32 protein-coding genes are annotated in these 26,928 nt (G+C 58.9%); 19 read left to right on the forward strand and 13 right to left on the reverse strand.

All coding sequences use genetic code 11. The features are described from left to right. Together BW686_RS03360 and BW686_RS03365 are read right to left on the reverse strand one after the other, a co-directional pair. Positions 1-711 carry an ABC transporter ATP-binding protein gene (locus BW686_RS03360; protein ID WP_084914205.1) on the reverse strand — a complete coding sequence of 237 codons (711 nt, stop codon included), beginning with the start codon at positions 709-711 and terminating at the stop codon, positions 1-3. A gap of 68 nt (positions 712-779) precedes the next feature. Further along, positions 780-1,376: a DUF2796 domain-containing protein gene (locus BW686_RS03365; protein ID WP_084914206.1), complete on the reverse strand. Its 597-nt coding sequence runs from the start codon at positions 1,374-1,376 to the stop codon at positions 780-782. Positions 1,377-1,646: 270 nt separating this feature from the next. Between BW686_RS03365 and BW686_RS03370 the strand changes: the two genes are divergently transcribed. Next, complete coding sequence (locus BW686_RS03370; RefSeq protein WP_084914207.1) at positions 1,647-2,069, forward strand: nuclear transport factor 2 family protein; 423 nt, start codon at positions 1,647-1,649, stop codon at positions 2,067-2,069. A 61-nt stretch (positions 2,070-2,130) separates the two neighbouring features. Further along, the gene (locus BW686_RS03375) at positions 2,131-2,484 is read left to right on the forward strand and encodes a hypothetical protein (RefSeq protein ID WP_084914208.1); all 354 of its coding nucleotides are present in this window, start codon (positions 2,131-2,133) and stop codon (positions 2,482-2,484) included. Between the two features lie 51 nt (positions 2,485-2,535). Here the strand turns inward: BW686_RS03375 and trxA are convergent, their stop codons facing one another. The 3 genes from trxA to BW686_RS03390 all read right to left on the reverse strand — a co-directional run bounded on the left by trxA (position 2,536) and on the right by BW686_RS03390 (position 4,747). Beyond that, positions 2,536-3,408 (reverse strand): thioredoxin, encoded by an 873-nt coding sequence (gene trxA, locus BW686_RS03380; RefSeq protein WP_084914209.1) that lies wholly within the window; start codon positions 3,406-3,408, stop codon positions 2,536-2,538. Between the two features lie 230 nt (positions 3,409-3,638). Next, entirely contained in the window at positions 3,639-4,301 is a 663-nt protein-coding gene (locus BW686_RS03385; RefSeq protein ID WP_084914210.1) for a class I SAM-dependent methyltransferase, read from the reverse strand. Then, a complete protein-coding gene (locus tag BW686_RS03390) occupies positions 4,298-4,747 on the reverse strand; it encodes a hypothetical protein (protein WP_084914211.1) in 450 nt (149 codons plus the stop codon). Before BW686_RS03390 ends, BW686_RS03385 begins: the two co-directional genes overlap by 4 nt. 176 nt (positions 4,748-4,923) lie before the next feature. On the opposite strand from BW686_RS03390, the gene nrdR reads away from it, so the two are divergent. The 9 genes from nrdR (at position 4,924) to BW686_RS03435 (ending at position 11,589) form a co-directional block, all read left to right on the forward strand. Continuing rightward, on the forward strand, positions 4,924-5,388 hold the full coding sequence (gene nrdR, locus BW686_RS03395; RefSeq protein WP_005887199.1) for a transcriptional regulator NrdR: 465 nt from the start codon (positions 4,924-4,926) through the stop codon (positions 5,386-5,388). Next, positions 5,385-6,530: a bifunctional diaminohydroxyphosphoribosylaminopyrimidine deaminase/5-amino-6-(5-phosphoribosylamino)uracil reductase RibD gene (gene ribD / locus BW686_RS03400; protein WP_084914212.1), complete on the forward strand. Its 1,146-nt coding sequence runs from the start codon at positions 5,385-5,387 to the stop codon at positions 6,528-6,530. Before nrdR ends, ribD begins: the two co-directional genes overlap by 4 nt. 44 nt (positions 6,531-6,574) lie before the next feature. Beyond that, positions 6,575-7,237, forward strand: a complete 663-nt coding sequence (locus BW686_RS03405; RefSeq protein WP_084914213.1) for a riboflavin synthase — start codon at positions 6,575-6,577, stop codon at positions 7,235-7,237. Between the two features lie 16 nt (positions 7,238-7,253). Continuing rightward, a complete protein-coding gene (gene ribBA / locus BW686_RS03410; protein WP_084914214.1) occupies positions 7,254-8,345 on the forward strand; it encodes a bifunctional 3,4-dihydroxy-2-butanone-4-phosphate synthase/GTP cyclohydrolase II in 1,092 nt (363 codons plus the stop codon). Between the two features lie 129 nt (positions 8,346-8,474). Beyond that, a complete protein-coding gene (gene ribH / locus BW686_RS03415) occupies positions 8,475-8,951 on the forward strand; it encodes a 6,7-dimethyl-8-ribityllumazine synthase (protein WP_002555427.1) in 477 nt (158 codons plus the stop codon). Beyond that, positions 8,948-9,445 (forward strand): transcription antitermination factor NusB, encoded by a 498-nt coding sequence (gene nusB / locus BW686_RS03420; protein WP_084914215.1) that lies wholly within the window; start codon positions 8,948-8,950, stop codon positions 9,443-9,445. The genes ribH and nusB overlap by 4 nt, the downstream gene beginning before the upstream one ends. A 16-nt stretch (positions 9,446-9,461) precedes the next feature. Continuing rightward, positions 9,462-10,427: a thiamine-phosphate kinase gene (thiL, locus tag BW686_RS03425; protein WP_084914216.1), complete on the forward strand. Its 966-nt coding sequence runs from the start codon at positions 9,462-9,464 to the stop codon at positions 10,425-10,427. Positions 10,428-10,561: 134 nt separating this feature from the next. After that, entirely contained in the window at positions 10,562-11,179 is a 618-nt protein-coding gene (ribA, locus tag BW686_RS03430; RefSeq protein WP_179149154.1) for a GTP cyclohydrolase II, read from the forward strand. Beyond that, a complete protein-coding gene (locus BW686_RS03435) occupies positions 11,176-11,589 on the forward strand; it encodes an MFS transporter (protein ID WP_084914218.1) in 414 nt (137 codons plus the stop codon). Before ribA ends, BW686_RS03435 begins: the two co-directional genes overlap by 4 nt. Positions 11,590-11,646: 57 nt before the next feature. On the opposite strand, the gene dxs is transcribed toward BW686_RS03435, so the two are convergent. The 6 genes from dxs to yghU all read right to left on the reverse strand — a co-directional run bounded on the left by dxs (position 11,647) and on the right by yghU (position 18,224). Further along, complete coding sequence (gene dxs / locus BW686_RS03440; protein ID WP_084914219.1) at positions 11,647-13,542, reverse strand: 1-deoxy-D-xylulose-5-phosphate synthase; 1,896 nt, start codon at positions 13,540-13,542, stop codon at positions 11,647-11,649. Positions 13,543-13,697: 155 nt separating this feature from the next. Further along, complete coding sequence (locus tag BW686_RS03445) at positions 13,698-14,585, reverse strand: polyprenyl synthetase family protein (protein WP_084914220.1); 888 nt, start codon at positions 14,583-14,585, stop codon at positions 13,698-13,700. Beyond that, a complete protein-coding gene (locus tag BW686_RS03450) occupies positions 14,582-14,827 on the reverse strand; it encodes an exodeoxyribonuclease VII small subunit (protein ID WP_003379121.1) in 246 nt (81 codons plus the stop codon). Before BW686_RS03450 ends, BW686_RS03445 begins: the two co-directional genes overlap by 4 nt. Before the next feature lie 102 nt (positions 14,828-14,929). After that, positions 14,930-16,096, reverse strand: coding sequence for a cystathionine beta-lyase (gene metC, locus BW686_RS03455; RefSeq protein WP_084914221.1), 1,167 nt, complete (start codon positions 16,094-16,096; stop codon positions 14,930-14,932). 63 nt (positions 16,097-16,159) lie between these two features. Continuing rightward, on the reverse strand, positions 16,160-17,179 hold the full coding sequence (locus BW686_RS03460; RefSeq protein ID WP_084914222.1) for a PDDEXK nuclease domain-containing protein: 1,020 nt from the start codon (positions 17,177-17,179) through the stop codon (positions 16,160-16,162). Between the two features lie 202 nt (positions 17,180-17,381). Next, positions 17,382-18,224, reverse strand: coding sequence for a glutathione-dependent disulfide-bond oxidoreductase (gene yghU / locus BW686_RS03465; RefSeq protein WP_084914223.1), 843 nt, complete (start codon positions 18,222-18,224; stop codon positions 17,382-17,384). A gap of 177 nt (positions 18,225-18,401) precedes the next feature. On the opposite strand from yghU, the gene BW686_RS03470 reads away from it, so the two are divergent. Genes BW686_RS03470 through BW686_RS03505 form a run of 8 tightly spaced genes read left to right on the forward strand, consistent with a single transcriptional unit; the run spans position 18,402 to position 24,114 of the window. Then, entirely contained in the window at positions 18,402-19,178 is a 777-nt protein-coding gene (locus tag BW686_RS03470) for an ABC transporter permease (protein ID WP_084914224.1), read from the forward strand. Beyond that, entirely contained in the window at positions 19,175-19,900 is a 726-nt protein-coding gene (locus BW686_RS03475; protein WP_084914225.1) for an ABC transporter ATP-binding protein, read from the forward strand. Before BW686_RS03470 ends, BW686_RS03475 begins: the two co-directional genes overlap by 4 nt. 46 nt (positions 19,901-19,946) lie before the next feature. Beyond that, positions 19,947-20,708, forward strand: a complete 762-nt coding sequence (locus BW686_RS03480) for a glycosyltransferase family 2 protein (protein WP_084914226.1) — start codon at positions 19,947-19,949, stop codon at positions 20,706-20,708. Position 20,709: 1 nt separating this feature from the next. Further along, entirely contained in the window at positions 20,710-21,336 is a 627-nt protein-coding gene (locus BW686_RS03485) for a phosphodiesterase (RefSeq protein WP_084914227.1), read from the forward strand. After that, positions 21,333-21,971: an HAD family hydrolase gene (locus tag BW686_RS03490; RefSeq protein ID WP_084914228.1), complete on the forward strand. Its 639-nt coding sequence runs from the start codon at positions 21,333-21,335 to the stop codon at positions 21,969-21,971. Before BW686_RS03485 ends, BW686_RS03490 begins: the two co-directional genes overlap by 4 nt. Continuing rightward, positions 21,968-22,699 (forward strand): glycosyltransferase family 2 protein, encoded by a 732-nt coding sequence (locus BW686_RS03495; protein ID WP_084914229.1) that lies wholly within the window; start codon positions 21,968-21,970, stop codon positions 22,697-22,699. Before BW686_RS03490 ends, BW686_RS03495 begins: the two co-directional genes overlap by 4 nt. Next, positions 22,696-23,016 (forward strand): hypothetical protein, encoded by a 321-nt coding sequence (locus BW686_RS03500; protein ID WP_084914230.1) that lies wholly within the window; start codon positions 22,696-22,698, stop codon positions 23,014-23,016. Before BW686_RS03495 ends, BW686_RS03500 begins: the two co-directional genes overlap by 4 nt. A 54-nt stretch (positions 23,017-23,070) precedes the next feature. Beyond that, positions 23,071-24,114 (forward strand): WavE lipopolysaccharide synthesis family protein, encoded by a 1,044-nt coding sequence (locus BW686_RS03505; RefSeq protein WP_084914326.1) that lies wholly within the window; start codon positions 23,071-23,073, stop codon positions 24,112-24,114. Between the two features lie 243 nt (positions 24,115-24,357). Here BW686_RS03505 and BW686_RS03510 read toward each other — a convergent pair whose 3' ends face one another. After that, a complete protein-coding gene (locus BW686_RS03510; RefSeq protein WP_084914231.1) occupies positions 24,358-25,488 on the reverse strand; it encodes a hypothetical protein in 1,131 nt (376 codons plus the stop codon). Between the two features lie 5 nt (positions 25,489-25,493). Further along, complete coding sequence (locus BW686_RS03515; RefSeq protein WP_084914232.1) at positions 25,494-26,789, reverse strand: DNA cytosine methyltransferase; 1,296 nt, start codon at positions 26,787-26,789, stop codon at positions 25,494-25,496. Positions 26,790-26,928: the final 139 nt, after the last annotated feature.

The raw sequence follows: 26,928 nt of genomic DNA on the forward strand, positions 1-26,928 counted from the left end.
TCAACTCTCCACGGCAACGGCGGCGCGATTCAGGTCGCTCAGCGACAGGTTGCGATCGAACAGCGGCGCAAGGCTCTGATCGTGGCTGACAAACAACAGGCTGGCTCCGGCTTCGCGGCACTCGGCGAACAACAGGCGAATGAACGCTTCACGTGAGTCGGCATCCAGCGCAGAGGTCGGCTCGTCGGCAATCACCAGTTCCGGTTGCCCGATCAACGCCCGCGCAGCGGCCACGCGCTGCTGCTGGCCGATGGACAGCGAATCGGCACGTCGGGTGAGCATCGCCGGGTCTTTCAGGCCCAGGTGGGCGAGCAGGGTGGTCGTGGCGTTTTCTACGCTGCCGTGGCGCTGTCTGGCGCGTTCTGCGCGGATACTGGAGAAGTGACAGGGCAGCTCGATGTTTTCCCGCACCGACAGAAAGGGCAACAGGTTGAACTGCTGGAAGATGTAGCCGGTGTGATCGACGCGAAAGCGATCACGCGCCGCAGCCGACAGCCCCGACAAATCCTGATTCAACAGACGGATACTGCCGCTGACGGGTTTTTGCACGCCGCCCAGCAAGCCCAGCAAAGTGGTTTTGCCGCTGCCACTGGGGCCTTTGAGGAACAGGGTTTCGCCGGTTTCCAGGCGAAAGCTGGGGATGTCCAGCAACTGCGGGTGACCTGGCCAGTTGAAGCTCAGGTCCGACAGCTCGATCAGTGCTTGGGTCATGGCTGACTCACGCTCGGTTGGAAATTAAAAGACCGGGCCAGGCCCGGTCAGGATGCTGCAACGTGCGATCAGAATTTCAGGGTCGGGTTCGCTGCAATCACTTCGGCACCGGATTGGCCGCCCGGCGAGATCAGTTGTACCTGAAGCTTCTTGGTGTCCGGGAACGTTTTGAATATTTGCGACAGGTCGAGCTTTTTCAGAACCGCGGGTGCGTCACAGACAAATGTGTAATGACCGTGAATTTCACTGTGTTCGTGATGATCAGCATCGCCTGCCTGGGCGTGGTCTTTGTGATCATCTTCATCTTTGTCGCCAAACAGCGGACTTTCCAGTTTCACTGAAGTGGCTGAGCAGTTGGCAGCATCGGCAATGCTGAACAATGCATTGGGTTTGAGCAGCAACTCACGCGCCTTGGCCACTTTGGCTTTGTCTTCGGCCGATGTCGCAACGTGCTCGAAGCCTACGATGTTCATGGCCGGGCTGTCGAATTCGAACTCCAGTGTCTTGCCTTCCAGCACCACATCCAGACGGCCGACGCCGTGTTCATGAGCGCCAAGGCTGCCGTGCTCCTCACCGTGATCATGGTCATGATCGTGTTCTTCTGCCGCATGAGCGGCAACGAGTGGCAGCAGGGCAAAAGGCAAAGCAAGTAGCAGGCGGCGCATAGCGGACTCCGGAACAATGATCGGGAAAACTGTTATGTAATCTTATAACAAGTATCGGCTTGGGTGGACGTGTTTTTACTCGGTATCTGGAATACCTCGTCCAGTGCTTATGCATAAGTAATCTCACACTTTGCGTCATCAAGTCCTACTCTGGAAGATGAAAATCGCTACACCTGCGCCGGATGCGTCGGAGGGTTTTCATCGCCAGCCGGGACCTGCGCCTGACTTGGGTCGAGTGAGATATCAAGGAAGATATTAATGAAAATCTTAATGAACAAGCTCCATTCGAACAGAGAAATCCTGCACGCGGTGTACAAGGATCTGACACGCATTATCGAATTTGCCGACCCTGACATCGTGCTGCACAAGGCCGATCAAGGCGCTGGCGGCGGCCTGTCCATTGCCATCGGCAAAGATGCGGTGCTGTCCCACGAGATCAATCTGCTCAGGCGTACGCGGCAGACGTTGTACATGGATGTCCATGAGATCGTTGCCAACGATTACTTCGGTTCGGCGGTGGGGGATATGCGCGCCAGTTGCCAAGGGCGGAAAATCATCATGCCGTTCTGCGGCCTGTGGCGGTTTCGTGATGGCCGGATCGTCGAGTATTGGGAGAATGTCTACGACGTGCGGGCGCTGGGCAATTTCTTGAATGGCAAAGAACCGGCAGTCAATCAATGGCGTTACGGTTGAACATGGGCATATGCGTCTGCCTGTGGGAGCATGTGCGCCTGACTGTCAGCAGGTACACATCATGTTGCGTATTCGTGGAACCGTAGGCCAGTGGCCGGTGGATTTGACCCTTGAACTGGACGACGGCGACTGGGCTCAACTGGGCGCGCAGCTCAAGGCGGCGGCCCCCGACCTGTCGGCCACAGCGGTCGAGAGCAAGCCAGTCAATCAGGACGACAGGTTATGGCAGGTCGCTCAGGAATTACTGCAGAAGGCCGGGCAGATGAGCGGGCCGGATCTGTTGGGGCAACTGGAAGGGCTGGCCGGCAGTACGGCAGCTGGCAAGCACCTGCTGGTGCGCCTGCGGCACTGCGCGAGCGTGAAAGTCGAGAGCAGCGGGGATGCGCCGCTGTACAGCTGGATTGGAGTGGCGTGACTTGAATCTGTCCGGCGGCAGGCACCCGTGCGATGCCTGTCGCCGGAAATGTCAGTACAGCGCAGCAAACAGCTTGCGGCGGTAAGCCGTGACCAGCGGATGATCGTTGCCCAACAGGTCGAACACTTGCAGCAGTGTCTTGTGCGGCAGGCCTTCGGCGTAGTTGCGGTTGCGGATGAACAGCTTGAGCAGGCCTTCCAGCGCTGCTTCGTATTGCTGACGCGACAACTGCTGAATCGCCAGTTGATGCGCGGCTTGGTCATCCTGCGGGTTTTGCGCCAGACGGCTTTTCAGCTCGGCGGCATCCGGCAGAGTGGCTGCTTCGGCCAGGAACGTCAGTTGCGCCTTGGCGCCGGCCAGCTCGGCTTTGTGTGCATCGCCAGTGACCGCATCCAGCACCGCTCTGGCTTCGCCCAGTTCGCCGCGTTCGGCCAGGCAGCGCGCATACAGAATCAGCGCGGCGGCGTTGGTGTTGTCTTCGCCCAGCAGCACCTTGAGTACGGCTTCGGCATCGGCAAAACGGCTTTCCGCGAACAGTTCCTGCGCCTGCTTGAGCGGATCGGCGGCGGGCGGTGGCGGCATCACCACGTGCTGTTCGAGAATCTTGCGGATCTCCGACTCCGGTTGCGCACCGGCGAAGCCATCCACCGGCTGGCCGTCTTTGAACAGCACCACGGTCGGCAGACTGCGAATACCGAAACGGCTGACGACATCCGGCTCGGCGTCGCAATTGACCTTGGCCAGCAGCAGTTCGCCCTGATAACTCTCGGTGATCTGCTGCAACAGCGGCATCAAGACCTTGCAGGGCGCACACCACTCGGCCCAGAAATCGACCAGTACGGGCTGATCGAATGACTTGTCGATCACCGTCTGATCGAAATTCGCAGTGGTCGCGTCGAAGATGTAAGCAGTGTCCTGGCTCATTGCACGTCTCGAAGAATCTGAATGCCGCCAACTATAAAGCCCGCAGGGCAATGCTGAAAGCGGTGTTATTCATGGGGCTGGGAACTGACTCTCGTGCCAATGTTCCACGTTGGCATGCCGTTCGTGACGCTCTGCGTCGCAATTCTGCGCCGCACCGTACGCTCAACGTCGGACGCAGAGCGTCCGGAAATACATTCCCACGCTGGAGCGTTCGCAACGATAAGCGTGAGTCAGCATGCTGAGCGCACCGCGTGATACACACTCACCTCCCGAAACTCATGGGGTTCAGCCAGGTCGGGCAAGGTGTGCGCATGCAGCATCGTCAGGCGCTGGTAGGCATCATGCTTGAAGTCGCGAACGCGCGAGTCTGCCACCAGGGCTTCGCGGCCTCGGGAGAGAAACTGATCAAGCAGCGGCAGGTTGGCGCGGTCGTAAAGAACGTCGGCGACCAGAATCAGATCGAAGCGGTCCGCTTCGGCAAAGAAGTCTGCCGAATAACCCAACTGCACCTGATTGAGTTCGGCATTGGCCCGACAGGCCTTGATCGCCAGCGGGTCAAGGTCGCAGGCCACCACGTCGAGCGCCCCGGCCCTGGCCGCCGCGATGCCGGCCACACCCGAACCCGCGCCGAAATCCAGCACCCGCTTGCCTGCCACCCACTGCGGGTTTTCGGCCAGAAAGCGTGCCAGTGCCAGACCGCTGGCCCAGCAGAAGCTCCAGTAGGGCGGATCTTCCAGAATACGGCGGGTTTCATCGGGGCTGAAGGCGCGATCCATATTGGCGTCGTCGATCAGCCACAGCTTCAGTTCGGTCCCCGGCAGCGTTGTCGCCACCAGCCGGGCATCGCCGAGCAGTTCGCCCAATGCATGTTGCAAGTGTTGCGGAGCAATCACGGCGCTTTGACGAACTGCAATTGGCCCAGCATCTGAGTGGTGGGTTGATCAATGCGCATCGAAGGCAGGTGCAGGATCAGTTGCCCTGATTGGCTGGCGCGACCACGCAGTTCAACGCGTCCGCCCACCGGGAAGGCTTCCGGGTTGAAGCGCAGCTGGAACGGCAGCGACTGGCCGTTGCCCTTGAGCAACGTGTTGGTCAGCAGTTTCTGCGGACGACCGCGGTCATCGATCACCAGCATTGCCAGCTCGACCTCGGCCCCGGCCGGCACGCCCAGCAATTGACCGCTGAGTTCACGTTGATACGGTTGCAGCGGGCCAGGCCCGGCAGGCACTTTAATTGCCGGGGCAACGGGAGGGGGCGCAGCGGGTTTCGGGGCATCGTTGCTGCTGCACGCGGCCAGCAAGCCGACAAGGCCCAGCAAAAACAGGGTTCGTAGCGTCATCAAGAGCTCCACAAGGCAAATATCGAAAGGCTGTGCGACGCCAGAGGTGCAGTATTACCGAGCCAAGGCAATTTAACATCGCTTTAATGCGCGTCTATATACCGTAAACCCCCAGCCTTGTCTTGCCGACAGGATGCGCTAACATGGCGCTCCCCATTCTTTCGTTGCCAGCCACCATGCACTGTCCCTTCTGCGGTGCCAATGACACCAAAGTCATCGACTCCCGCCTTGTCGCCGAAGGCGAGCAAGTCCGCCGCCGCCGTGAATGCCTGGCCTGTGGCGAGCGCTTCACCACGTTCGAGACCGCCGAGCTGGTCTTGCCGCGCCTGATCAAGCAGGACGGCAGTCGCCAGCCCTTCGATGAAGAGAAGCTGCGTGCCGGTATGCAACGCGCCCTTGAAAAGCGTCCGGTAAGCGTCGAACGTCTTGAAGCGGCGCTGGCCCATATCAAGCACAAGTTGCGCGCAACCGGCGAGCGTGAAGTCAAATCGCTGGTCGTGGGCGAACTGGTCATGACCGAGCTGCAAAAGCTCGATGAAGTGGCCTATATCCGCTTCGCTTCGGTGTACCGCCGCTTTCAGGACCTCAACGAGTTTCGTGAAGAAATCGACCGTCTGGCCCGCGAGCCGGGTAAGGAATGAGTGCATTGTTGACTGAGCAGGCTGCCCTCGACGTTCATTACATGGCCCGCGCGCTGGAGCTGGCGCGCAAAGGCCTTTATTCCACACACCCCAACCCGCGAGTCGGCTGCGTCATCGTGCGCGACGGCCAGATTGTCGGAGAAGGCTGGCATGCACGGGCGGGCGAGCCTCACGCCGAGGTCCATGCCTTGCGTCAGGCCGGCGAGCTGGCAAGAGGCGCCACCGCTTACGTCACGCTTGAGCCTTGCAGTCACCAAGGGCGTACGCCGCCCTGTGCCGACGCGCTGGTCGAGGCCGGGCTGGTCCGTGTCGTGGCGGCAATGCAGGACCCCAATCCCGATGTCTCGGGCCGTGGGCTGCTGCGTCTGATGAATGCCGGCATTGGCGTTCAATGTGGCGTGCTGGAAAGCGAAGCGCGTGCGCTGAACAAAGGTTTTCTCAAACGCATGGAAACGGGACGGCCCTATGTCAGGGTCAAGCTGGCCATGAGCCTGGACGGCCGGACTGCAATGGCCAGTGGCGAAAGCCAGTGGATCACCGGCCCTGAAGCCCGTTCTGCCGTGCAGCGCCTGCGAGCGCAGTCGAGCGTGGTCCTGACCGGTGCCGACACCGTGCTGGCGGACAACGCCCGGCTGACCGTGCGGCCTGAAGAGTTAGGGCTGAGTGCAGAATTGACCGCATTGGCAAGTGCGCGTCCGCCGCTGCGCGTGCTGATTGATGGGCGCTTGCGCGTTCCGCTGGATGCGCCGTTCTTTCAGGCGGGCAGTGCGCTGGTCGTGACCTGTGCCGCCGCGTCGGCGCGAGGCCGTTATCAGGAAGACGGGCACGAAATGCTGGCGCTGGCTGACAGCGCTGGCCATGTGGACCTGCGCAAACTGATGAGCGAGCTGGCGAACCGTGGCGTCAATGACGTGCTGGTCGAGGCTGGGCCGCGTCTGGCGGGTGCTTTCACGCGGCTGGGCCTGGTCGACGAATTTCAGCTATTCATCGCCGGGAAGTTTCTCGGCTCATCGGCCCGGCCGCTGCTCGATCTGCCGCTGGCGCAGATGAGTGAAGCGCTGGAGCTGAACATCGTGGAAATGCGGGCCGTCGGTAATGACTGGCGAGTCATTGCTCTCCCTGTCTGCGCGCTCGGCGTATAATTACCGTCTTCGCCTAGCGCAGCCCTTGTTCTCCCGGAGGACCCATGTTTACCGGCATCATCGAATCCATTGGCAGCATCCGCGCCCTGACTCCGAAGGGCGGCGACGTCCGCGTGTACGTGGAAACCGGCAAGCTCGACCTGAGCGACGTCAAACTCGGCGACAGTATTGCCGTCAACGGCGTATGCCTGACCGCCGTGGAATTGCCCGGCGACGGCTTCTGGGCTGACGTCAGCCGGGAAACCCTGACGGTTACCGCGTTTGTCGATCTGAAAAGCGGCAGCCGGGTCAATCTGGAAAAAGCCCTGACGCCGACCACGCGCCTGGGTGGCCATCTGGTCAGCGGACATGTCGACGGTGTCGGCGAAATCGTCTCCCGTGCCGATAACGCTCGCGCCATCCAGTTTACGGTGCGTGCGCCGCGCGAGCTGGCCAAGTACATCGCCCACAAGGGCTCGATCACGGTCGACGGCACCAGCCTGACCGTCAACTCGGTCAATGGCGCCGAGTTCGAACTGACCATCGTGCCGCACACGCTCAGCGAAACCATCATGGCCGACTACCTGCCGGGCCGTAAGGTCAATCTGGAAGTCGACCTGCTGGCGCGCTATCTGGAGCGTCTGTTGCTGGGCGACAAGGCCGCCGAGCCGGGGCACGGCACGATCACTGAAAGCTTTCTGGCCGAGAACGGCTACCTGAAATCCTGAATCAAGGGGGTGCCGCGTGGCGCTCAATAGTATCGAAGAGCTGGTTGAAGACATTCGCCAGGGCAAGATGGTCATCCTTATGGATGACGAAGACCGCGAGAATGAAGGCGACCTGATCATGGCCGCCGAGTGCGTGAAGCCCGAGCACATCAATTTCATGGCGCGTTTCGCGCGTGGCCTGATCTGCATGCCGATGACCCGCGAGCGCTGCGAAACCCTCAAGCTGCCGCTGATGGCGCCGCGCAATGGTTCCGGTTTCGGCACCAAGTTCACCGTGTCCATCGAAGCCGCTGAAGGCGTGACCACCGGTATCTCCGCAGCGGACCGTGCGCGCACCGTGCAGGCGGCCGCAGCAAAGGACGCGAAAGCCGAAGACATCGTCAGCCCGGGGCATATTTTCCCGCTGATGGCTCAGGCCGGTGGCACACTGGCTCGCGCCGGTCACACCGAAGCGGCGTGCGATCTGGCGCGCATGGCCGGGTTCGAGCCGACGGGCCTGATCTGCGAAGTCATGAACGACGACGGCACCATGTCGCGTCGCGCCGAACTTGAAGCCTTTGCACAGCAACATGACATCAAGATCGGCACCATCGCCGACCTGATTCACTATCGGATGATCCACGAACGTACCGTTCAGCGGATTGCCGAGCAGCCGATGGACAGCGAACTGGGCAGTTTCAACCTGGTGACCTACCGCGATTCGGTCGAGGGTGACGTGCATCTGGCGCTGACCCTGGGCAAGATTTGCGCAGAAGAACCGACGTTGGTGCGTGTCCACAACATGGACCCGCTGCGCGACCTGTTGATGGTCAAACAGCCCGGCCGCTGGAGCCTGCGCGCCGCCATGCGTGCGGTTAACGAGGCTGGCAGCGGTGTGGTGCTGTTGCTCGGTCACCCGCTGGATGGCGATGTGTTGCTGGCCCATATCCGGGAAACAGCCGGGCAGCAACCGATCAAGACGCCGACCACGTACAGCACGGTCGGCGCCGGTTCGCAGATCCTTCGTGACCTCGGCGTGCGCAAAATGCGCCTCATGAGTTCACCCATGAAGTTCAATGCGATATCCGGTTTCGATCTGGAAGTTGTAGAATACGTGCCCTCCGAATAAATACCGGCAGGTCGAGGCAGGCGGAGGACGTTTTTTCGCAGGTTTTGGCCTGACAGTTGCGATTCGTGGCCTAATATCCCTCAAAGCCCGCCTCAAGGCGCGCTTGCTCTTTAATACGAGACTCACCGAATGACCTTGAAGACCATCGAAGGTACTTTCATCGCCCCCCAAGGCCGCTACGCCTTGGTCGTTGGCCGTTTCAACAGCTTCGTCGTGGAAAGCCTGGTTAGCGGTGCCGTCGATGCGCTGGTACGCCACGGCGTCAGCGAAAGCGACATCACCATCATCCGTGCGCCGGGTGCTTTCGAAATTCCGCTGGTTGTGCAGAAAGTTGCCCAACGCAGCGAGTTCGCCGCCATCGTCGCGCTGGGCGCGGTAATCCGCGGTGGTACGCCGCACTTCGAATACGTTGCAGGCGAGTGCGTCAAAGGCTTGTCTCAGGTTTCCATGGAGTTCGGCGTTCCGGTCGCGTTCGGCGTCCTGACTGTCGATTCCATCGAGCAGGCCATCGAGCGTTCCGGCACCAAGGCCGGTAACAAGGGCGCTGAAGCTGCCTTGTCCGCGATTGAAATGGTCAGCCTGCTGTCGCAGTTGGAGGCCAAGTGATTTCCGACGACACCGATCAGTTCAACCCGCGCGACGCCAAATCGCCGGAAGCCGCCAAAGGCAAGAGCGCCAAACGTCGCGAAGCGCGTCAGATGGCGACCCAGGCCTTGTATCAGTGGCACATGGCCGGCCACGCGCTGAACGAGATCGAAGCACAGTTCCGTGTCGACAACGATTTCAGCAATGTCGATGGCACCTACTTCCGTGAACTGTTGCACGGTGTGGCGACCAACAAGACCGAGATCGACACTGCACTCTCGCCTTGTCTGGACCTGACCATCGAAGAGCTTGATCCGGTTGAGCTGGCGGTATTGCGCCTGTCCACCTTCGAACTGCTCAAGCGCATCGACGTGCCGTATCGCGTAGTGATCAACGAAGGCATCGAGCTGGCGAAAGTCTACGGCTCCACTGACGGCCACAAGTTCGTCAATGGCGTGCTGGACAAGCTGGCGCCGCGCTTGCGTGAAGTCGAAGTGAAGGCCCACAAGCGCTGATCTGCGCCTGACCTTCATGGGAGAGTTCGAGCTGATCCGTAACTACTTCGCTGCCGCGCCTTGTGCGCAGGCAGGTGAGGAGGTGGCCTTAGGGATCGGCGACGACTGCGCGCTGCTGGCGTTGCCGCCCGGCGAGCAGTTGGCGATCTCGACCGACACCCTTGTGGTCGGGGTGCATTTTCCCGACAACAGCGACCCCTTTTTGCTCGGCCAGCGCGCGCTGGCAGTGTCTGCCAGTGATCTGGCGGCGATGGGCGCTCGTCCTGTTGCATTCACCCTTGCCTTGACCCTGCCGCACGTCGACGCCGACTGGCTGCAGGCGTTCGCGCGTGGCCTGAGCCTGATGGCGCAAGGCTGTTCTGTGCGCCTGATCGGTGGTGACACCACGCGCGGCCCGCTGAGCCTGACGTTGACGGTGTTTGGCGGTGTGCCTGCAGGGCTTGCCCTGACGCGCAGCGGTGCTCGCGAAGGCGACCTGTTGTGCGTTGGCGGTGCGCTGGGTGATGGCGCCGGTGCGTTGCCGCTGGTGCTGAATCAGCGCAGCGCCGAGGCTTCGATTGCCGAGCCGTTGCTGGCTCGCTATTGGTCGCCACAACCGCAATTGGCGCTGGGTCAGGCATTGCGCGGCAAGGCCACGTCGGCGCTGGACATCTCCGACGGCTTGCTCGCGGACTGCGGGCATATCGCCCGTGCGTCAGGTGTCCGTCTGGTGATCGAGCGTGACAGGTTGCCCCTGTCCGAGCCGCTGCTGGCGCTGCTTGATCTGCCGGCCGCGCAACAGGCTGCGCTCAGCGGCGGTGACGATTACGTGCTGGCATTCACCCTGCCACCTGACCACCTTTCCGGTTTGCACCGTGAAGGCTGGCCGGTGCATGTGATCGGCCGGGTAGACGCCGGACAGGGCGTGATCCTGATCGACAGTGCCGGTGCCGACATCACGCCTGACACCCGTGGTTACCAGCATTTTGGTGGTGTGCAGTGAAGGAATGCCTCAGGTCTATCTATCGAACTTTATGATCTAAATGCCCGAGAATTCAGCCTGAGCGTCCGTAGGGACCTGCTGTTACAATGCAAATCTTGCGAATTTCCAGTCTTCATACTGATCAGGAGCACACGGTGCCCGTCGTATTTGTCGCCGCTTCCAAACTGCCCACACCCTTTGCAGAGTTCGCCATGCACGGCTTTATCGAGTCGGCAACCGGCCGTGAACACGTTGTCCTGAGTCTGGGCGACGTCGCGGATGGCGCCCCGGTTCTCGGCCGCGTCCATTCGGAATGCCTGACAGGCGATGCCCTGTTCAGCCAGCGTTGCGATTGCGGCTCTCAACTGGAAGCCGCCTTGCGCGCAATCGCAACCGAAGGGCGCGGTGTGTTGTTGTACCTGCGTCAGGAAGGGCGCGGTATCGGCCTGATGAACAAGATTCGCGCTTATGAGCTCCAAGACGGCGGTGCCGACACAGTCGAAGCCAACGAGCGTTTGGGGTTTGCTGCCGATCAGCGCGATTACGCCATCTGCCTGCCCATGCTTCAGCACCTTGGCGTGCAGTCGCTGCGCCTGATGACCAACAACCCGCGCAAGGTCAAAGCGTTGACCGATATGGGTATCAATGTTGCCGAGCGTGTGCCGCTGCACACCGGGCAAAATCCGCATAACCGCCTTTATCTGGCGACCAAGGCCGGTAAGCTGGGGCACATGATGGGCAATGAGCATCAAAGCGAGGTCGGCCCCGCGTGACCCGCAGCCAGGTGCGTCAGAAGCTGGAGATGGCCTGGTGGCGCCAGTTGGGTCTGACCCTGGCGCCGTTGCTGGTGATCTGTCTGTTTTTCGGCTCCAGTGAACCGCTTATCCCGGTGCTGGCGATACCGCTGTTCATTGCCGGGATTGGCTCGATGTTTGTCAGCCTGAAGCCGCTCGGGGCTTACAAGCGTGCATTGGCGGCTACCCAGGCTGCGCTGGATACGCCAGAAGAACCCGCCGCCTGGATCAAGCTTGCGGCGGTCCGCCGTCTGGCCTTTCTGGCAGCCGGGCTTCCTGCATGGATCGCTGCCATCGCGGTGCTGTTCGGCCTGCACCCGCTGCCGGTCTGCCTGTTGGCGTTCTCCAGCGTGGTGTTGCTCTACCTGTACCGGATTCCGATGGCCTGACGCTGAGCGACAGGCCTCGGGCCTTCGGTCAGCGTCAGAAGCGGACGTGTGTAACTGTCAGCCAATCAGCGTCAGGCGCTCATTGATCGCCGCTTCAATCCCCTCGGCATTCAGCCCACACTCGGCGAGCATTTGCGCCGGCTTGGCATGCTCGACATAAACGTCCGGCAAGCCCAGGTGCAGCACTGACTTGAGGATGTTGGCACGGGCCAGAAACTCGCTGACTGCCGCACCTGCACCGCCCATTACCGCATTCTCTTCTAGCGTGACCAGCAGTTCGTGGCTGGCGGCTGTTTCGCGCACCAATGCCTCGTCCAGCGGCTTGACGAAGCGCATGTCGATGACGGTAGCGTCCATCTTCTCGGCCACTACCAGCGCATCGGCCAGTTGCACGCCGAACACCAGTATCGCGACGCCCTGGCCTTGTCGACGCACCACACCCTTGCCGATTTCAACCGGGTCCAGATTGGCGTCGATTACAGCGTTGGGGCCGGTGCCGCGCGGGTAGCGTACGGCCGCAGGGCCGGTGTGCAGATAGCCGGTGCTGAGCAATTTGCGCAGTTCGTTCTCGTCGCTAGGGGTCATCACCACGATGCCGGGGATGCAGCGCAGGTAAGACAGGTCGAAGCTGCCGGCGTGAGTCGGACCGTCCTCGCCCACCAGCCCGGCACGGTCGATGGCAAACAGCACGTCGAGGTTCTGCACCGCGACGTCATGCACCAGCTGATCGTAACCCCGTTGCAGGAATGTGGAGTAAATCGCCACAACCGGCTTGCTGCCCTCGCAGGCCATACCCGCCGCCAGGGTCACGGCGTGCTGTTCGGCAATGGCGACATCGAAGTAACGTTCGGGGAAACGCTCGCTGAAATCCACCAGGTCCGAACCTTCTTTCATCGCTGGCGTGATGCCGACCAGGCGCGAGTCTGCCTCGGCCATGTCACAGATCCACTGGCCAAATACACCGGAATACTTGGGTACACTGACCTTTTTCTGGACGCTGACAGGGGCATTCAGCGGTTCAAGCTTGGTAATGGCGTGATAGCCGATCGGGTCGACTTCGGCGGGTGCGAAGCCTTTACCTTTCTTGGTCACGACATGCAGGAACTGCGGGCCTTTCAGGTCGCGCATGTTGCGCAGCGTGGCGATCAGGGTTGGCAGATCATGACCGTCGATAGGGCCGATGTAGTTCCAGCCCAGCTCTTCGAAGAGCGTGCCGGGGACCAGCATGCCCTTGGCGTACTCTTCAGTCCGACGTGCGATTTCCCACGCGCCCGGCAGTCGCGAAAGCACTTTCTTGCTGCCTTCACGCATGCTGGTGTAAGTGCGGCTGGAAAGAATCTTGGCCAGATAATTCGACAGCCCGCCGACGTTGCGGGAAATGGACATGTCGTTGTCGTTGAGAATGACCAGCATGTTTGCTGCCACTTCAGGCGCGTGGTTCAACGCTTCGAACGCCATGCCTGCGGTCAGCGCACCGTCGCCGATCACCGCGATGGATTTGCGCTCGCTGCCTTGCAGGCGCGAGGCAATGGCCATGCCCAGTGCAGCGCTGATGGACGTGCTGGAATGGCCCACGCCAAAGGTGTCGTACTCGCTTTCACTGCGACGCGGGAAGGCGGCCACGCCGTCCTTCTGGCGCAGGGTGGACATGCGCGCGCGACGGCCAGTGAGGATTTTGTGCGGATAGGCCTGATGGCCCACGTCCCACACCAGACGGTCGTCCGGCGTGTCGAAGACGTAATGCAGCGCAATGGTCAGCTCGATGACCCCAAGGCCGGCACCAAAATGCCCTCCGGTCTGGCCAACGGAGTACAGCAGCTCCAGGCGCAGTTCATCGGCCAGGGTTTCCAGCTCGGCTTCGCCCAGGCGGCGCAAGCCGTCCGGCGTATCTGCTTGATCGAGCAACGGAGTAACCGGGCGCTCGCGGGGGATCTCTTTGAACGTCTTGGGCATCAGGCGAATCGTTATAAGTAAAAGAGGTGGCAGTTTACCTTATGCATCGCACGCTGCCCATGAAGTGAGTCGGCGGAAGGTCCGTCGACTGACAAGCTTGATGATTCAGACCGGATGAATCGAGGTTGATTCATCGGATTTCAGGTTGATTGTGTTCAGTGTCGGCGTTCGACGATATAACGCGCCAGATCGCGCAATGGCTCTGCCGCCGGGCCGAACGTGCGCAATGCGTCGAGCGCCAGATCGCGCAACTCCAGGGCGTAGCCCTTGGCCGCATCAAGGCCCAGCAGCGCGGGGTAAGTCGGCTTGTCGCGCGCTATGTCGGCGCCCTGGCGTTTGCCCAGTGTGGCGGTGTCGCTTTCGACGTCGAGAATGTCGTCCTGAACCTGAAAGGCCAGCCCGACCGCCCGCGCATAGACCTGCAAGGCATCCAGACGTGGCTGATCGGCATGACCGCTGGCCAGGGCACCAAGCCGAACACTGGCTTCGATCAACGCTCCGGTCTTGTGGCGATGCATGTATTCCAGCGCGGCCTGGTCCAGTTTCAGTCCCACCGAGCCCAGGTCGATCGCTTGTCCGCCAACCATTCCTGCCGGGCCGGCAGCTTGCGCCAGCGTACTGACCATTTGTAACCGGGTGTCGGCGTCACGCGAAGTCAGGTGCGGGGCGAGCAGGGCGGTGAAGGCGAGACTCTGCAGACCATCGCCCGCCAGAATCGCGCAGGCTTCATCGAAGGCCTTGTGCGTGGTGGGCTGGCCGCGACGCAGGTCGTCATCGTCCATCGCGGGCAGGTCATCGTGTACCAGTGAGTACGCATGGATCAGCTCAACCGCGCAGGCCGCGCCGTCGGCATCTTCGGCCGCACCGCCCAGCGCTTCACATGCCGCGTAGGCCAGCAACGGACGAACACGCTTGCCGCCGTTCATCACGCTGTAGCGCATGGCGTCGTACAGGCGCGTCAGTTCAGGGCCTGGCGCCTGAAAAAGGCCTTCCAGGGCTGCGTTGACGCGGATCTGGCTTTGCGCCTGGTAGCTCGCGATCATTCAGGGAGTTCCGCGTCGTCGAAAGGCTCTTCGGTCAACTCGCCGTCGCGTTCCAGCAGAACCTGAACCTTCTGTTCTGCCTGGGTAAGGGCACTCTGACAGTCGCGGGTGAGGCGCACGCCTTGTTCGAAAGCGGTCAGAGAATCTTCCAGCGACAACTCGCCATTCTCCAGACGCTCTACCAGCGCTTGAAGATCAGCGAGGGACTGTTCGAAATCCAGTGCAGCTTTCTTGCGGGCCATGAGGGCATTTCCGGTAGAGATTAAACCGCGCGACACTAGCAGAGCGACGGCCTTGGGGCAAATGACGGCGATAGGCGCATGCCTTGGCAGCGAGCAAAAGGCTCAAGCCGCAGCAAACCCGTTCTGCAGGTCGGCGATCAGGTCTTCCGGGCTTTCCAGGCCAACCTGCAGACGCAACATGGGGCCTGCGCCCCGATCTGGACCGTGCTGTTCGACCTCGGTAATCAGGCTCTCAAAACCGCCCCACGAATAGCCGATTCCGAACAGCTTCAGTGCGCTGACAAAGCGGTCCAGGGTCTGGCGATCAGGTGTTTTGAGCTCGAAGCTGAGCAAGCCGTTGCAGCCGTGGAAATCACGTTTCCAGAGGGCATGACCCGGATCATCCGGCAAGGCGGGGTACAGAACCCGGGCAACCTGTGGCTGAACCTGCAACCATTGGGCAATTTGCAGCGCATGGCGTTCGTGCATGGCCATGCGCGCTGCCAGGCTGCGGGCGCCACGTAGCACCAGATAGGCGTCGTCCGGGCTGACGGTATTGCCGACAGCGGTGTTCATGGTTTTGAGGGTTTTCCAGTGCGCCTCGGTGGTGCTCACACTGCCCATCATGACGTCCGAATGCCCGGCTACGTATTTGGTCAGCGCCATCAGCGATATGTCCGCACCCAGCTCCAGCGGCTTGAACAAGACGCCCGACCCCCAGGAATTATCCACCGCCAGCAACAGGTTTTTCGCTTTGCACACTTGCGAAAGCGCAGGCAAGTCGCACATGTCGAAGGTCAGTGAACCCGGGACCTCGGCGTAGATCATGCGGGTGTTGGCTTTGATCAGGGAGGCCACATCGCTGCCGTTGGCGGCGTAGAAGTCGAATTGAATATCGAACGCCGTCAGCATCGTGTGCGCCAGGCGCCGCACCGGCCCGTAGACCGATTCGGTGATCAGCACGTGATCGCCAGGGCGCAGAAACGCTTGAAACATCTGCGCCACCGCGGCCAGCCCGGTGGGGTACAGGCAGGTGCCGTGAGCGTTTTCAAGCGCCGAGACAAGATCCTGCAAGGCAAACGCTGTCGGATTTCCATTCGCGCCGTACGTCAGCGAGCGTTCCGGACCTGCCGTGCGAACCTCCGCTTGCCGCAAACTCTCCAGGCTGTCGAACAGCACCGTGCTGACGCGCACCACCGGTGGATTGACTGAAAGCCCCGGACCGCTGCTGGCGCTGCGGCCGCATTGCGACAAGGCCGTGTGAGCGCGAGGGTCTTTGCTGTGCGGCATTCGGGACTCCGTGGGGAAAGTGGCGTTCTGACAAGCGTAATGCATCCACGCGACTGGCAGGTATTACTGATCGTCCTTTGCAACGTTCAGGGCATAAAACTCATGCAGTTTGGCCTGTAACAATTGCTTGTCCGGTAATCGGGTCTGGTATTCGGCAATCAGCGCTGGCGATAACGAGCGGTTCAGAGCGTACTCGACCACCTCATCGTTTTTGCTGGCGCATAGCAACACACCAATGGCGGGGCTTTCATGAGATTTGCGCTCGGTCTGGTCCAGCGCCTCCAGATAGAAGTTCAACTTGCCCAGGTATTCCGGCTCAAAGCGCCCGACCTTGAGTTCGATGGCAACAAGGCAGTTGAGGCCCCGATGGAAAAACAGCAGGTCCAGCGCGAAATCCTGACCCCCCACCTGCACCGGGTACTCGGAGCCGACGAAGCAGAAGTCACGGCCCAGTTCGATCAGAAAGTCTTTCAGGCGTTGCAGCAGACCGCGATGCAGATCAGCTTCGGCGTGGCCCGCAGGCAACTCCAGGAATTCCAACATGTAGGCGTCGCGAAACACATCCAGTGCGTCCGGTCGGGTTTCCTTGAGTATGGCCGAGGCCTTGGCGGGGTGGGTAATACTGCGCTCGAACAGTGCCGTCTTGAACTGGCGTTCCAGCTCGCGGCTGGACCATTTTTCCCTGATTGCCATTTGCAGGTAAAACTCGCGCTCTTCGGGCCGCTTGCTTTGACTGAAGATGATCAGATGGTGAGTCCATGGCAATTGTGTCAGCACTGCTGACACTTTCTCGTTGTCACGGTAAGCCTCGAAGAATTGGCGCATGCGGAACAGATTGCTGCGCGTGAAACCGCGCAGTCCCGGCTGGGTGTTGGCCAGGTGCCCGGCGAGCTGGCTGACCACCGAATCACCCCATTCGGCGTTTTCAATCTTGCGGCTGATGTACGCGCCGACCTGCCAGTAAAGCTCGATCAGGCGTGTATTGACGGCCTGCGCGGCCTGCTGTCGAGCGCTCTGGGTCATGGCGAGCACTTCATCAAAGCGATCATGTTCCGGTGTCTGCGGTGCGTTGGGAGTACTCATAGGGCAAGTACTCCGCAACCTGACAATCTGGCAGAGAATGGCAAGAGAGGGGCTTGGCGGGTAGTTCCCTGATGCATGCGAGCGCGTCCTTGGGGGGGCAGTGAGGCCGGCTACTTTACGTGCAGATGACACCCGCCAGACACCGCATTTTCGCCGGGTTTGTCACATCAGGTTTCTCTTCGCGCAGACCTTGACTTGCGCCTCATTTGTCCAGGTCAGATGCCTCGTGCCGTTCTGGAACCTGATCCGATTCCTCGCCCCAGGTGCGATTGACCTTCTGGCCTTTCACCACCGCCGGACGTGCTGCAATCTCTTCGGTCCAGCGGATCAGGTTCGGGTATTCGTGTACCGACAGGAACTCGGCCGCCGAATAGACCTTGTTCCGTACCAGTGCGCCATACCACGGCCACACCGCGATATCGGCAATCGTGTAGGTGTCGCCAGCCAGGTAGCGGTGTTCGGCAAGGCGGCGATCCAGCACATCAAGCTGGCGCTTGGCTTCCATCGCAAAACGGTTGATGGGGTACTCGAGTTTCTCGGGCGCGTAAGCATAGAAATGCCCGAACCCGCCGCCCAGATAGGGCGCCGCGCCCATCTGCCAGAACAGCCAGTTAAGCGTTTCGGTGCGCCCTGCCAGGTCGGCGGGCAGGAAACTGGAAAACTTCTCAGCCAGGTACAGCAGGATCGAACCGGACTCGAACACGCGCACGGGTGTCTCATGACTTCGGTCCAGCAACGCGGGGATCTTGGAGTTGGGATTGATCTCGACAAACCCGCTGGAAAACTGATCGCCCTCGGAGATCCGGATCAGCCAGGCATCGTACTCCGCACCACTGTGCCCCAGCGCTAGCAGTTCCTCCAGCATGATCGTGACTTTCACACCGTTGGGCGTTGCCAGCGAATAAAGCTGCAGCGGGTGCTTGCCGACGGGCAATTCCTTGTCGTGGGTAGGACCGGCAACCGGCCGGTTGATGCTGGCAAACGCGCCGCCCGCCGATGTGTCCTGCCGCCAGACTTTGGGGGGCGTGTAAGAAGTACTGGTCATGGAAAGCCTCGCTTGTTAAAGGGGGATCGCTGACTGATGCCTTTTATTGATCCGGGAGTTTGTGGAATGTTCCTACGATAAGCAAGGCAGCGTCCTATAGCTGTCCTTCACCAAAAGCGAGGAACATATGCGTGCAGCAAAAGTTGCACGATTCTCTCTTAACGGCTGGACACTCGCATGTCGTCACTCTGTAGCGCAGGCCTCATCAAATGGCGTGATCTCGTCATCAATCTTGTCTCCAAAGAAATAAAAATCCGCTACATGGGCGCGACATTGGGGTTTGTGTGGTCGTTGGGTAATCCGCTTGTTGTCACGCTCACGTACTACACCGTTTTCACTTATATCCTGCCCAGTAGTCAGGATCGTTTTGCGCTTCATCTGGTGACAGGCGTTATTCACTGGATGCTTCTGGCGCAGATTGTTTCGCAGAGCGGCGAATGGCTCATCAACAATGGCAATCTCATCCGGAAGTTGCGCTTTCCGCGCATATTGCTGCCGGTCTCCGGGGGTATCACTATTCTGGTGTTCTGGGCCGGGTGCATGATCATTTATGCCTCATTGTTTATTACACTCGGCGGTGTGCTTACACCGGCGCTGCTGTTCTATCCGGTCGTGCTGCTTGCGTTCATTTCACTGATCATGGGCATCGGCCTGGCGCTGAGCGTCATTCAGATCACCGTGAGGGACGCCAGGCACTTCGTCGACGTGTTCCTGCCCTTGCTGTTCTGGTTGACGCCCATCGTGTGGGTCACCTCTTCGTTGCCTGAGGGCATTGCCCGCATCGCGGCCTACAACCCGGTCGCCCTGTACTTCAACAGTTTCAGCAGCATTCTGCATGCCGGTGTCGTCCCGGACGCCCGCGATCTGGTGCTTTGTGTGCTGCTGGGTGCCGCATCGCTTGCGGTCGGGCTCGCCATGTTCCGAAAAGTGGATCGCATGGTGGAGTACTTATGAGCAATGTCGTCATCAAGGCCGAGAACCTCACCAAGCAATTCGTGCTTCGCCACAACCGGGGCGGTTTCAAGCAAAGGTTTCTGAGCCTGTTTGATGCTCGTCACCGCGAGCGTATCGAAGACTTCACCGCCGTCAATGACGTGTCGTTCACCCTGTGCAAAGGGGAGTCGCTGGCACTCGTGGGTCACAACGGCTCAGGTAAAAGCACCCTGCTGCAATTGCTGTCGCGCATTCTGGTACCCACCAGCGGACGCCTGACCACCGTCGGCCGGGTAGCGCCGTTGATAGAAATTGGCGTGGGCTTTCACCCTGAACTGACCGGCGAAGAAAATATTTACCTCAATGCCAGTCTGTTCGGGTTGAGCAATAAGGAAATACGCACGCGCTTCAACGAAATCGTTGATTTCTCCGGTTTGGGAGACTTCATCGACACCCCGGTAAAGAACTACTCGTCCGGCATGTACATGCGTTTGGGGTTCTCGGTCGCCGTCCACGTGGAGCCACAGACGTTATTGGCTGACGAGGTACTGGCGGTTGGCGACGAGGATTTCAAGCGCAAGTGCCATGAGCGCATCCGCGATATGCAGGAGGACGGAATGGCCTTGATTCTTGTGACTCATGCGATAGAAGAAGGCAGAGAGTTTTGCCAGCGATACCTGACGCTTGAGCGTGGCCGGATGATTGAGCAGGGCTGCTATCAGTCCGTTTGCTCATACAACTGAACGCTTCTTCCCTCCGTATTCGACGACACGTTCATAAGGTATTTCCATGCTGCAAATTATCGTTCCGATGGCCGGGGCCGGGAGTCGCTTTGCCGTCGCAGGGTACCCGGACCCCAAGCCTTTGATCCCTGTGCATGGTGTACCGATGATCAAGATCGTCATCGATAACCTGACGCCGGCCTGCCCGCATAAATTCATCTTTATCTGCCAGTCCGCCCATGTCGCGACGTATGGGCTGAAAGAGAAACTGAATGCCTGGGCACCGGGTTGCGACATTGTCGAGTTGAGCATGGTGACCGGTGGTGCCGCATGTTCCGTGTATGCCGCAAGGCATCTGATTGATCCCGGCCAGCGCGTGATGATTGCCAACAGCGACCAGTACGTTGATGTGGACATCAATGCCTATTTGCAGGCAATGGACGAGCGTGATGCAGCGGGCCTGATCATGACGATGAAAGCCAATGACCCGAAGTGGTCATTTGTAGGCTTCGATGAAAAAGGCCTGGTCAATCGCGTGGTAGAGAAAGAGGTCATTTCAGATGAAGCCACCGTGGGCATCTACAACTTTCGCAGCGGAGCCCGGCTGATATCCGCCATCGAAGCAATGGTCATGAAAGACCTTCGTGTCAACGGCGAATTCTACGTTGCACCCGCCTACAACGAGATCCTTGAGCAAGGGGACAGGGTTATCCATTACAGCATCGGCTCAGAAGGTCGCGGCATGTATGGCCTGGGCATACCGGCAGACCTCAACCTGTTTCTTTCGTCGCCGCTCAGCAGGTTTGCAGCTTCCGGCTGTGGAGGCTGACATGCAGATCATCAGCCATCGCGGCTATTGGCTGCAGAAGCCCGAGCGCAATTTACCGCAGGCATTTCATCGCTCATTCGATCTTGGTTTCGGCACTGAAACCGATGTTCGTGACGTTGCAGGTCAACTGGTCATTTCTCACGACATGCCGGTGGGCGGCGAGCTGACGCTGGAGGGGCTGCTCGACATCATGGCGGGTCGCAACCTGCCACTGGCCGTCAACGTCAAAGCCGACGGCATGGCGCAGGCCCTTAAGAATACCTTTGCGCGTCATGGCCATACCCAATGGTTTGCCTTCGACATGGCCGTTCCTGACATGCGTACTTATCTGAGGGAAGGGCTGGTGACCTACACGCGCCTCAGTGAAGTCGAGCCTTCACCAGTCTGGATCGACAAGGTCGCCGGTGTCTGGCTGGACGGCTTCGAAAGCGAATGGTTCTCCAACCAGGTCATCGCTGATCTGCTGGCTCAGGGCAAGCATGTGTGCGTGGTATCTCCGGAGTTGCACGGCCGCGACTGCACCTCGCTGTGGCAACGATTGCTCGATTTCAGGTCGGAGAACCGTCTGACGCTGTGTACCGATACGCCTGCAGACGCAGCCGGTTTTTTTCAAGTGAGGCAGCCATGATCAAGGCGGTGATTTTCGATATGGACGGCGTCCTGATCGATGCCAAGGAATGGCATTACGACGCGCTGAACAAGGCGCTCGGTCTGTTCGGCTACAACATCAGCCGCCACGAACACTTGACGGCCTATGACGGTCTTCCAACCTCCAGAAAACTCGACATGTTGAGCGTCGAACGTGACCTGCCGGTGGCCCTGCACGGGTTCATCAACGAGATGAAACAGCAATACACCATGGAAATCGTTCATGCCCAGTGCAAGCCGACGTTTGTTCATCAGTACGCACTGTCATCCCTTAAAACGCTGGGCTACAAGCTTGCGGTGGCGTCCAACTCCATCCGCAACACCGTTGACGTGATGATGGACAGGGCAGACCTCGGCCGGTATCTGGACCTGCAACTCTCCAACGAAGATGTAAAACACGCCAAGCCGGCACCGGACATTTACCTCAAAGCCATTCGGCAACTGGGCTTGCTGCCGACGGAATGCCTGATCGTTGAAGACAACGAGAACGGCATCAAGGCGGCCCGGGCGTCGGGCGCGCATGTTCTTGTCGTGGCGCATACCTGCGACGTGAACCTCAGCAACATCCTCGGCAGACTGGAAGCGGTCAATGTTGGCGAGGGGGCTCACCGGTGAGTGCGCTCAACATCATTCTGCTCTCAGGCAAGAAAGGGTATGCGCGTCGCGATGATGGCGAGTACCCGGAATACCTTCGCGAGTGTAACGGCAAGCCGCTGATTCACGCGTTGATCGACAACTGTGCCGCGCTTGAGCCGGCCAGAATAATCTGCACGTTTTCAAACGACGATGTCGTCAGGCTGCACCTGCGCAACATGCTTCAGCAGATGCACCCTTCAGCCAGCGTCCATCCTGTTCACAACCTGACCCAAGGCGCCGCCTGTACGGCCCTTCTGGCAAGCGAGCAAATCGACAACAGTGATGAATTGCTGATCCTCAGCGTCAGCGATTTTCTGGACGCAGACCTGCACTCGGTGGTGCGCTGGTTCCGTGAAGAAGGGGACGATGCCGGCATCGTCATCTTCAACTCTCTGCACCCGCGTTATTCGTTTGTGCGCCTGAACGGTGACAACCGGGTCATCGAAGCCGCCGAGAAAAACCCGATCAGCCCTCATGCCATTGCCGGCATGTACTGGTTCAAGTCCGGTTCGCTGTTTGTCTCGGCGGCCAAGGGAATGATCCGCAAGGACGCTCGGGTCAACGGCCATTTTTATATTGCCCCCGCCCTCAACGAGCTGGTGCTTTCGCAGAAGAAGATCGGTGCTTACCGCATCGAACCGAGCCAGTATCGGCCTCTGAAAACCCAGCGTCAGCTTCATGCTTTCGAAATGGGGGATACACGATGAAAACGGCAAAGCTGGAAGACATGGTCAAAGGCTGGTTCGTGGGCGGTTTTCTGCCAGCGGCATTCAATACCGACGCTTGTGAAGTCGGGGTCAAGCACTACCAGGCCGGTGACAACGAAGCGGCCCATTATCACAAGGTCGCCACCGAGATCACCTTGATCCTCTGCGGAACGGTCCGCATGCGTGATCAGGTCTGGCAGGCGGGCGACATCATCGTTCTTGAGCCCGGTGACATCACGGCTTTCGAGGCGCTTTCCGACACAACGACCGTGGTCGTGAAAGTGCCGGGCGCGCTCGATGACAAGTACGTTGTCTGACCGATGTCTATCGCTGGCTCACCGCTGTCGTTTCCCGATTACAAGGTTGAAAATATGCGTCATCTTGCCCCTGTCGACTCCAGACAGATCAGCGTTGTTATCCAAGGCCCTCTTTGTCTCAACGTGGGGTCTGATCGAAATATTTTCGCCTGCATCCGCTCAATCAGAACGCACCTGCCCCACGCCGAAATCATCGTCTCTACCTGGCGCAATGAAGATACTTCAGGCGTCGAGGCGGACCGCATAATAGTGTCAGATGACCCCGGGCCGTTCATCGATGATGCCGGTAATCAGATCAATACCAACCGCATGTTGCGGTCGACGCTGTGCGGGATTCAGGCGGCTACAAGGCGTTACGTCATGAAAATGCGCGCCGATCACAACCTGACCAGCGCAGCACTCGCCGTGACGGGCAAGGCGGACGACACCGAGCCTGACAATGCGCCTCTTTTCGACACGCCCATCACCACCACAACGCTTTACATCCGAAACCCCGAGCGTTTTCCGATGCTGTTTCATATTTCGGATCTTGTTCAGTTCGGCACCCGCGACGCCATGCTTGTCATGTGGGAGCACCCGCTGTTCGAAAGAACAGAGCTCTTCAACGAAAAACCGTCTCGCAACCCGTTCGGCAACTTCATCGGGTATACGTCCGCGCGCATGGTGAGCGAGCAGGCCCTGATGCTGTGCGTCATGCGCAAGCGTGGCATCGACGCTCGACTCGAAAAGCCCTGCCAGGTGGGCCTCAGCAATCTGAAACTGTGGGACCGCGTGCTGAGGTGCAACTTCAGGGTATTGAATCACTACGAAGCCGGGGTCGATTTCCCGGAGCGCTTTATCGCAAACGGCTACATGCTGAAAACGCTCTACACCGCAAATGACATAGAGCAACTGAAGCGCCTTGGACCTGCTGCTTACAGGCTGAGAATAGTGCGCATCTGGCTCAATCAGTACGTACTTAACTGCCTGCGTCCCGGCTGGTGGATATCGTTCGCGACTGTCGCACTGTTCAGCCTCTCACCACCGCTTGCCAGGGTGGTGCGCTCGTGTTGGCGGAAATACAGGAAGCTGGTGCATGCCGCGTCGTTTCGGGTTTAGTTAGAGGGCGGGGGGTTGCGCAGATGGGCGTGTGCCTAAGCGTGGCCGTCTGCGGCCCTGAACATGCCGTTATGTCACCAAATGGCGCCGGGTTCATCGGGAGTACTTAGCAGGCACTGGCAGCTAAAGGTCTGGAACGACGCGTTGTATGATCAGTGTCTAATTTCAACTCACTCGTCTCGGCATCGGCACACCGCGCCCCGGTTGCGGTGGTGCCGACTCTAGAAAGCACTTCCGGATCTTTTATAATTCGATTGTTGCGGTCTCTTCATCATCGTCAGTGGAAAGAGACGGATCCTCATGCCTGATAATTGTCCTTTCATGTGAGCCAAGCCGGAAAAAAATCCTGTTCTTTTGAACGCTTGCATGAAGGTCCAGCAGGTCGATGTTTTTATTGGCTCCGTCATCGCCCATTTCGAACAGACTTATCGCTTCAATAGGACGTCGAACATACTTCTCGATGAATCGAGACATCACGTCTCCCGCTTGTTCCTCAAGGTGTGCCCAGGCGTCTTCACCAAGATAGGCGCGTCCACCCTTAGCCTCGAACGCCTTCTGAAGCACTTCAAGTCGAGGGTTCATCGTAGGGTCCAGAACAATCAAAATGGGTGTGGCACCAGAGTTGAAAGCATCCTCGGCAAACTGTAGCTCTTCTCCAAACCGGCCCTGCCCGCTGGCTGCAATGGTCACACGCAACTTGAACTCATACGCTAGCGTTTGACCGTTGGGTAGCACCTTCCAGCAATCCACCTGACGTCCTTTCGTCGCATCGCCGGAGCGAGTTACAACTTTGGTCCTCGCACTCTTTCCTTCTCCCCCAATAGCTGCGGCCAAAATAGGTTCAAACAGATACCCGGTTTCTTGCGCCGAGCGATTGTCGAGATCATAAAAAAACTTGCGCCACGTCAGCCAGGACGCCAACGCTTCTGGTTCATGAGTACCGTACTCGACAAGCGAGCGAGGCGACACCTGGATCATGGTCGGCATCGGCTGAGCTGACAAGATTTTCTGATATTTACGTCGACGCTTGTGTAATTCGCTCAGGCAGCGCAGGTAGGTCGTGAAATCCTCTATGTGTTCCTCGCCAAGCTTCATCAGCTCTACGTGTTCTTCAGGGTGGAGGTCTATGGGCGCTAGAAACCACGTTTCAGGCAGGTCGTAATAGTCTTTGTCAGGGGCAATTTTTTTCCACAACTCAGGCTTCAACTCTTTGAGCTCATTGCCACATTCAGTGTCGTGGTAAATAACCCCGATTAGCTTGGCGAGTTCGCTTCCTGACATGATGACCGGTAGGTTTGTTCCAAGGCCCATTGTCATGACTTTGGTTAAAAGCTTGGACTCGTCAGCGCTAAGTTTCGACGATTTTTTCTTCATGATATCTACTCAAATTCCTGTTGGAGCAGTCCTGACAAGAGCGTGTCCGTTTTCTTGAGCGACTCACTCATTCCGCTCGCTTCTGTCAAGCGATAGCCTAACAATCTTGGGTGTCTGGATACATTAAGCGCTGATGCCCCGGAGCCGAAAGACCCTTCTAACGTCTGAAGGTGACGGGCGAAAATCTCAGCGGCGATAGGGGGGACTGCATTGCCTATCTGCTGTATCACACTCGCTGCATTGCCGAAAAAATGATACCCGTCCGGAAACGACTGAAGACGGGCGCACTCTCTAATGGTCAAAGGGCGGTTTTGCTCTGGATGGATGAACTCCCGACTGGCCGCGCCGGTAATGGTGAGGCTTTGTAAGTTGCCATGCAGGCGTTTGATGCCAGAAGGCGCTCCGCCCCTCTTTTCCGTGGGCGTTCCATCTGCCACACGTCGAAAGGCCCGTTTTCTAAAGCTTTCGTGCCATAGCTCCTCGGGAAGGTCCTTCATGGTCTGACCGCCTTTAAGAAGGCTGAATCGGTTGATGTCTTCGCTTTTAGAGTTGTCGAAGTGCTCGGTGATTTTTCCTGAGCTATTTCCCCGTCGCATGGCCGAATCGTATCCGTTCAGCGGAGACGCGGTCTTATACCTACTCAGCTCACCCCTCTTCGACGTAGGACTCCCAAGGCCTGTAATCGCATGCATCAACGTGGGGGCGAATGGTTTGCTTGAGCGCTTTTTTGCTTTTCCTGAGTCATAAGAAAACAACTCCTCGGGAAAATTGAATGACGCGCCCAGACGGTTTCCGATAATCAAAACCCGTTTGCGGGTCTGCGGTACGCCATAAGCCGCTAAATTTACTTTTTCCACCCGGACAGAATAACCAATACGCAGAAACTCCCTGACCAGGGAAGACACCGCCTCTCCATTTCCGGAAGTCAACAACCCTTCAACGTTTTCAAAGATGAACCAGCGTGGCCTTACCTCCGTAACCATACGAAGGTAATTAAAGATGAGGCGGTTCCTGGGGTCCTCCACATTACGAGCCCCTGCAGTGCTAAAGCCCTGACAGGGAGGCCCCCCAATGATGGCGAATGGCTCTTTGCCGCCCAGCATGTCTTTAAAAAATGAGGGGGAGGTTTGGGACAGATCAAGGTTGTAGCAGGTGCTGCCTACGTTCGCTTCGTAGCTTTGGCAGGCGTCAGCATTTATTTCTGTCCCACATAGGGGCTTGAGACCAGCCTGCGCAAACCCGTAAGAAAAGCCGCCTGCTCCGGAAAATAACGTGAGAACGTCATCGGACTGTGTGTTCATGCAAAAGCCCCAAACCGCTATGGGCTCTCAGTGAGCCAAATGCCGACATATTAAAGGAATGAAGCTTGACTGTATCTTCCGATGGTACGCACTGGAGCAGTCCGGACTGGAAAAACCACCTGTCATTGACCGGTAGGCT

The organism is Pseudomonas syringae, assembly GCF_002157375.1.
GTDB lineage: Bacteria > Pseudomonadota > Gammaproteobacteria > Pseudomonadales > Pseudomonadaceae > Aquipseudomonas > Aquipseudomonas syringae_T.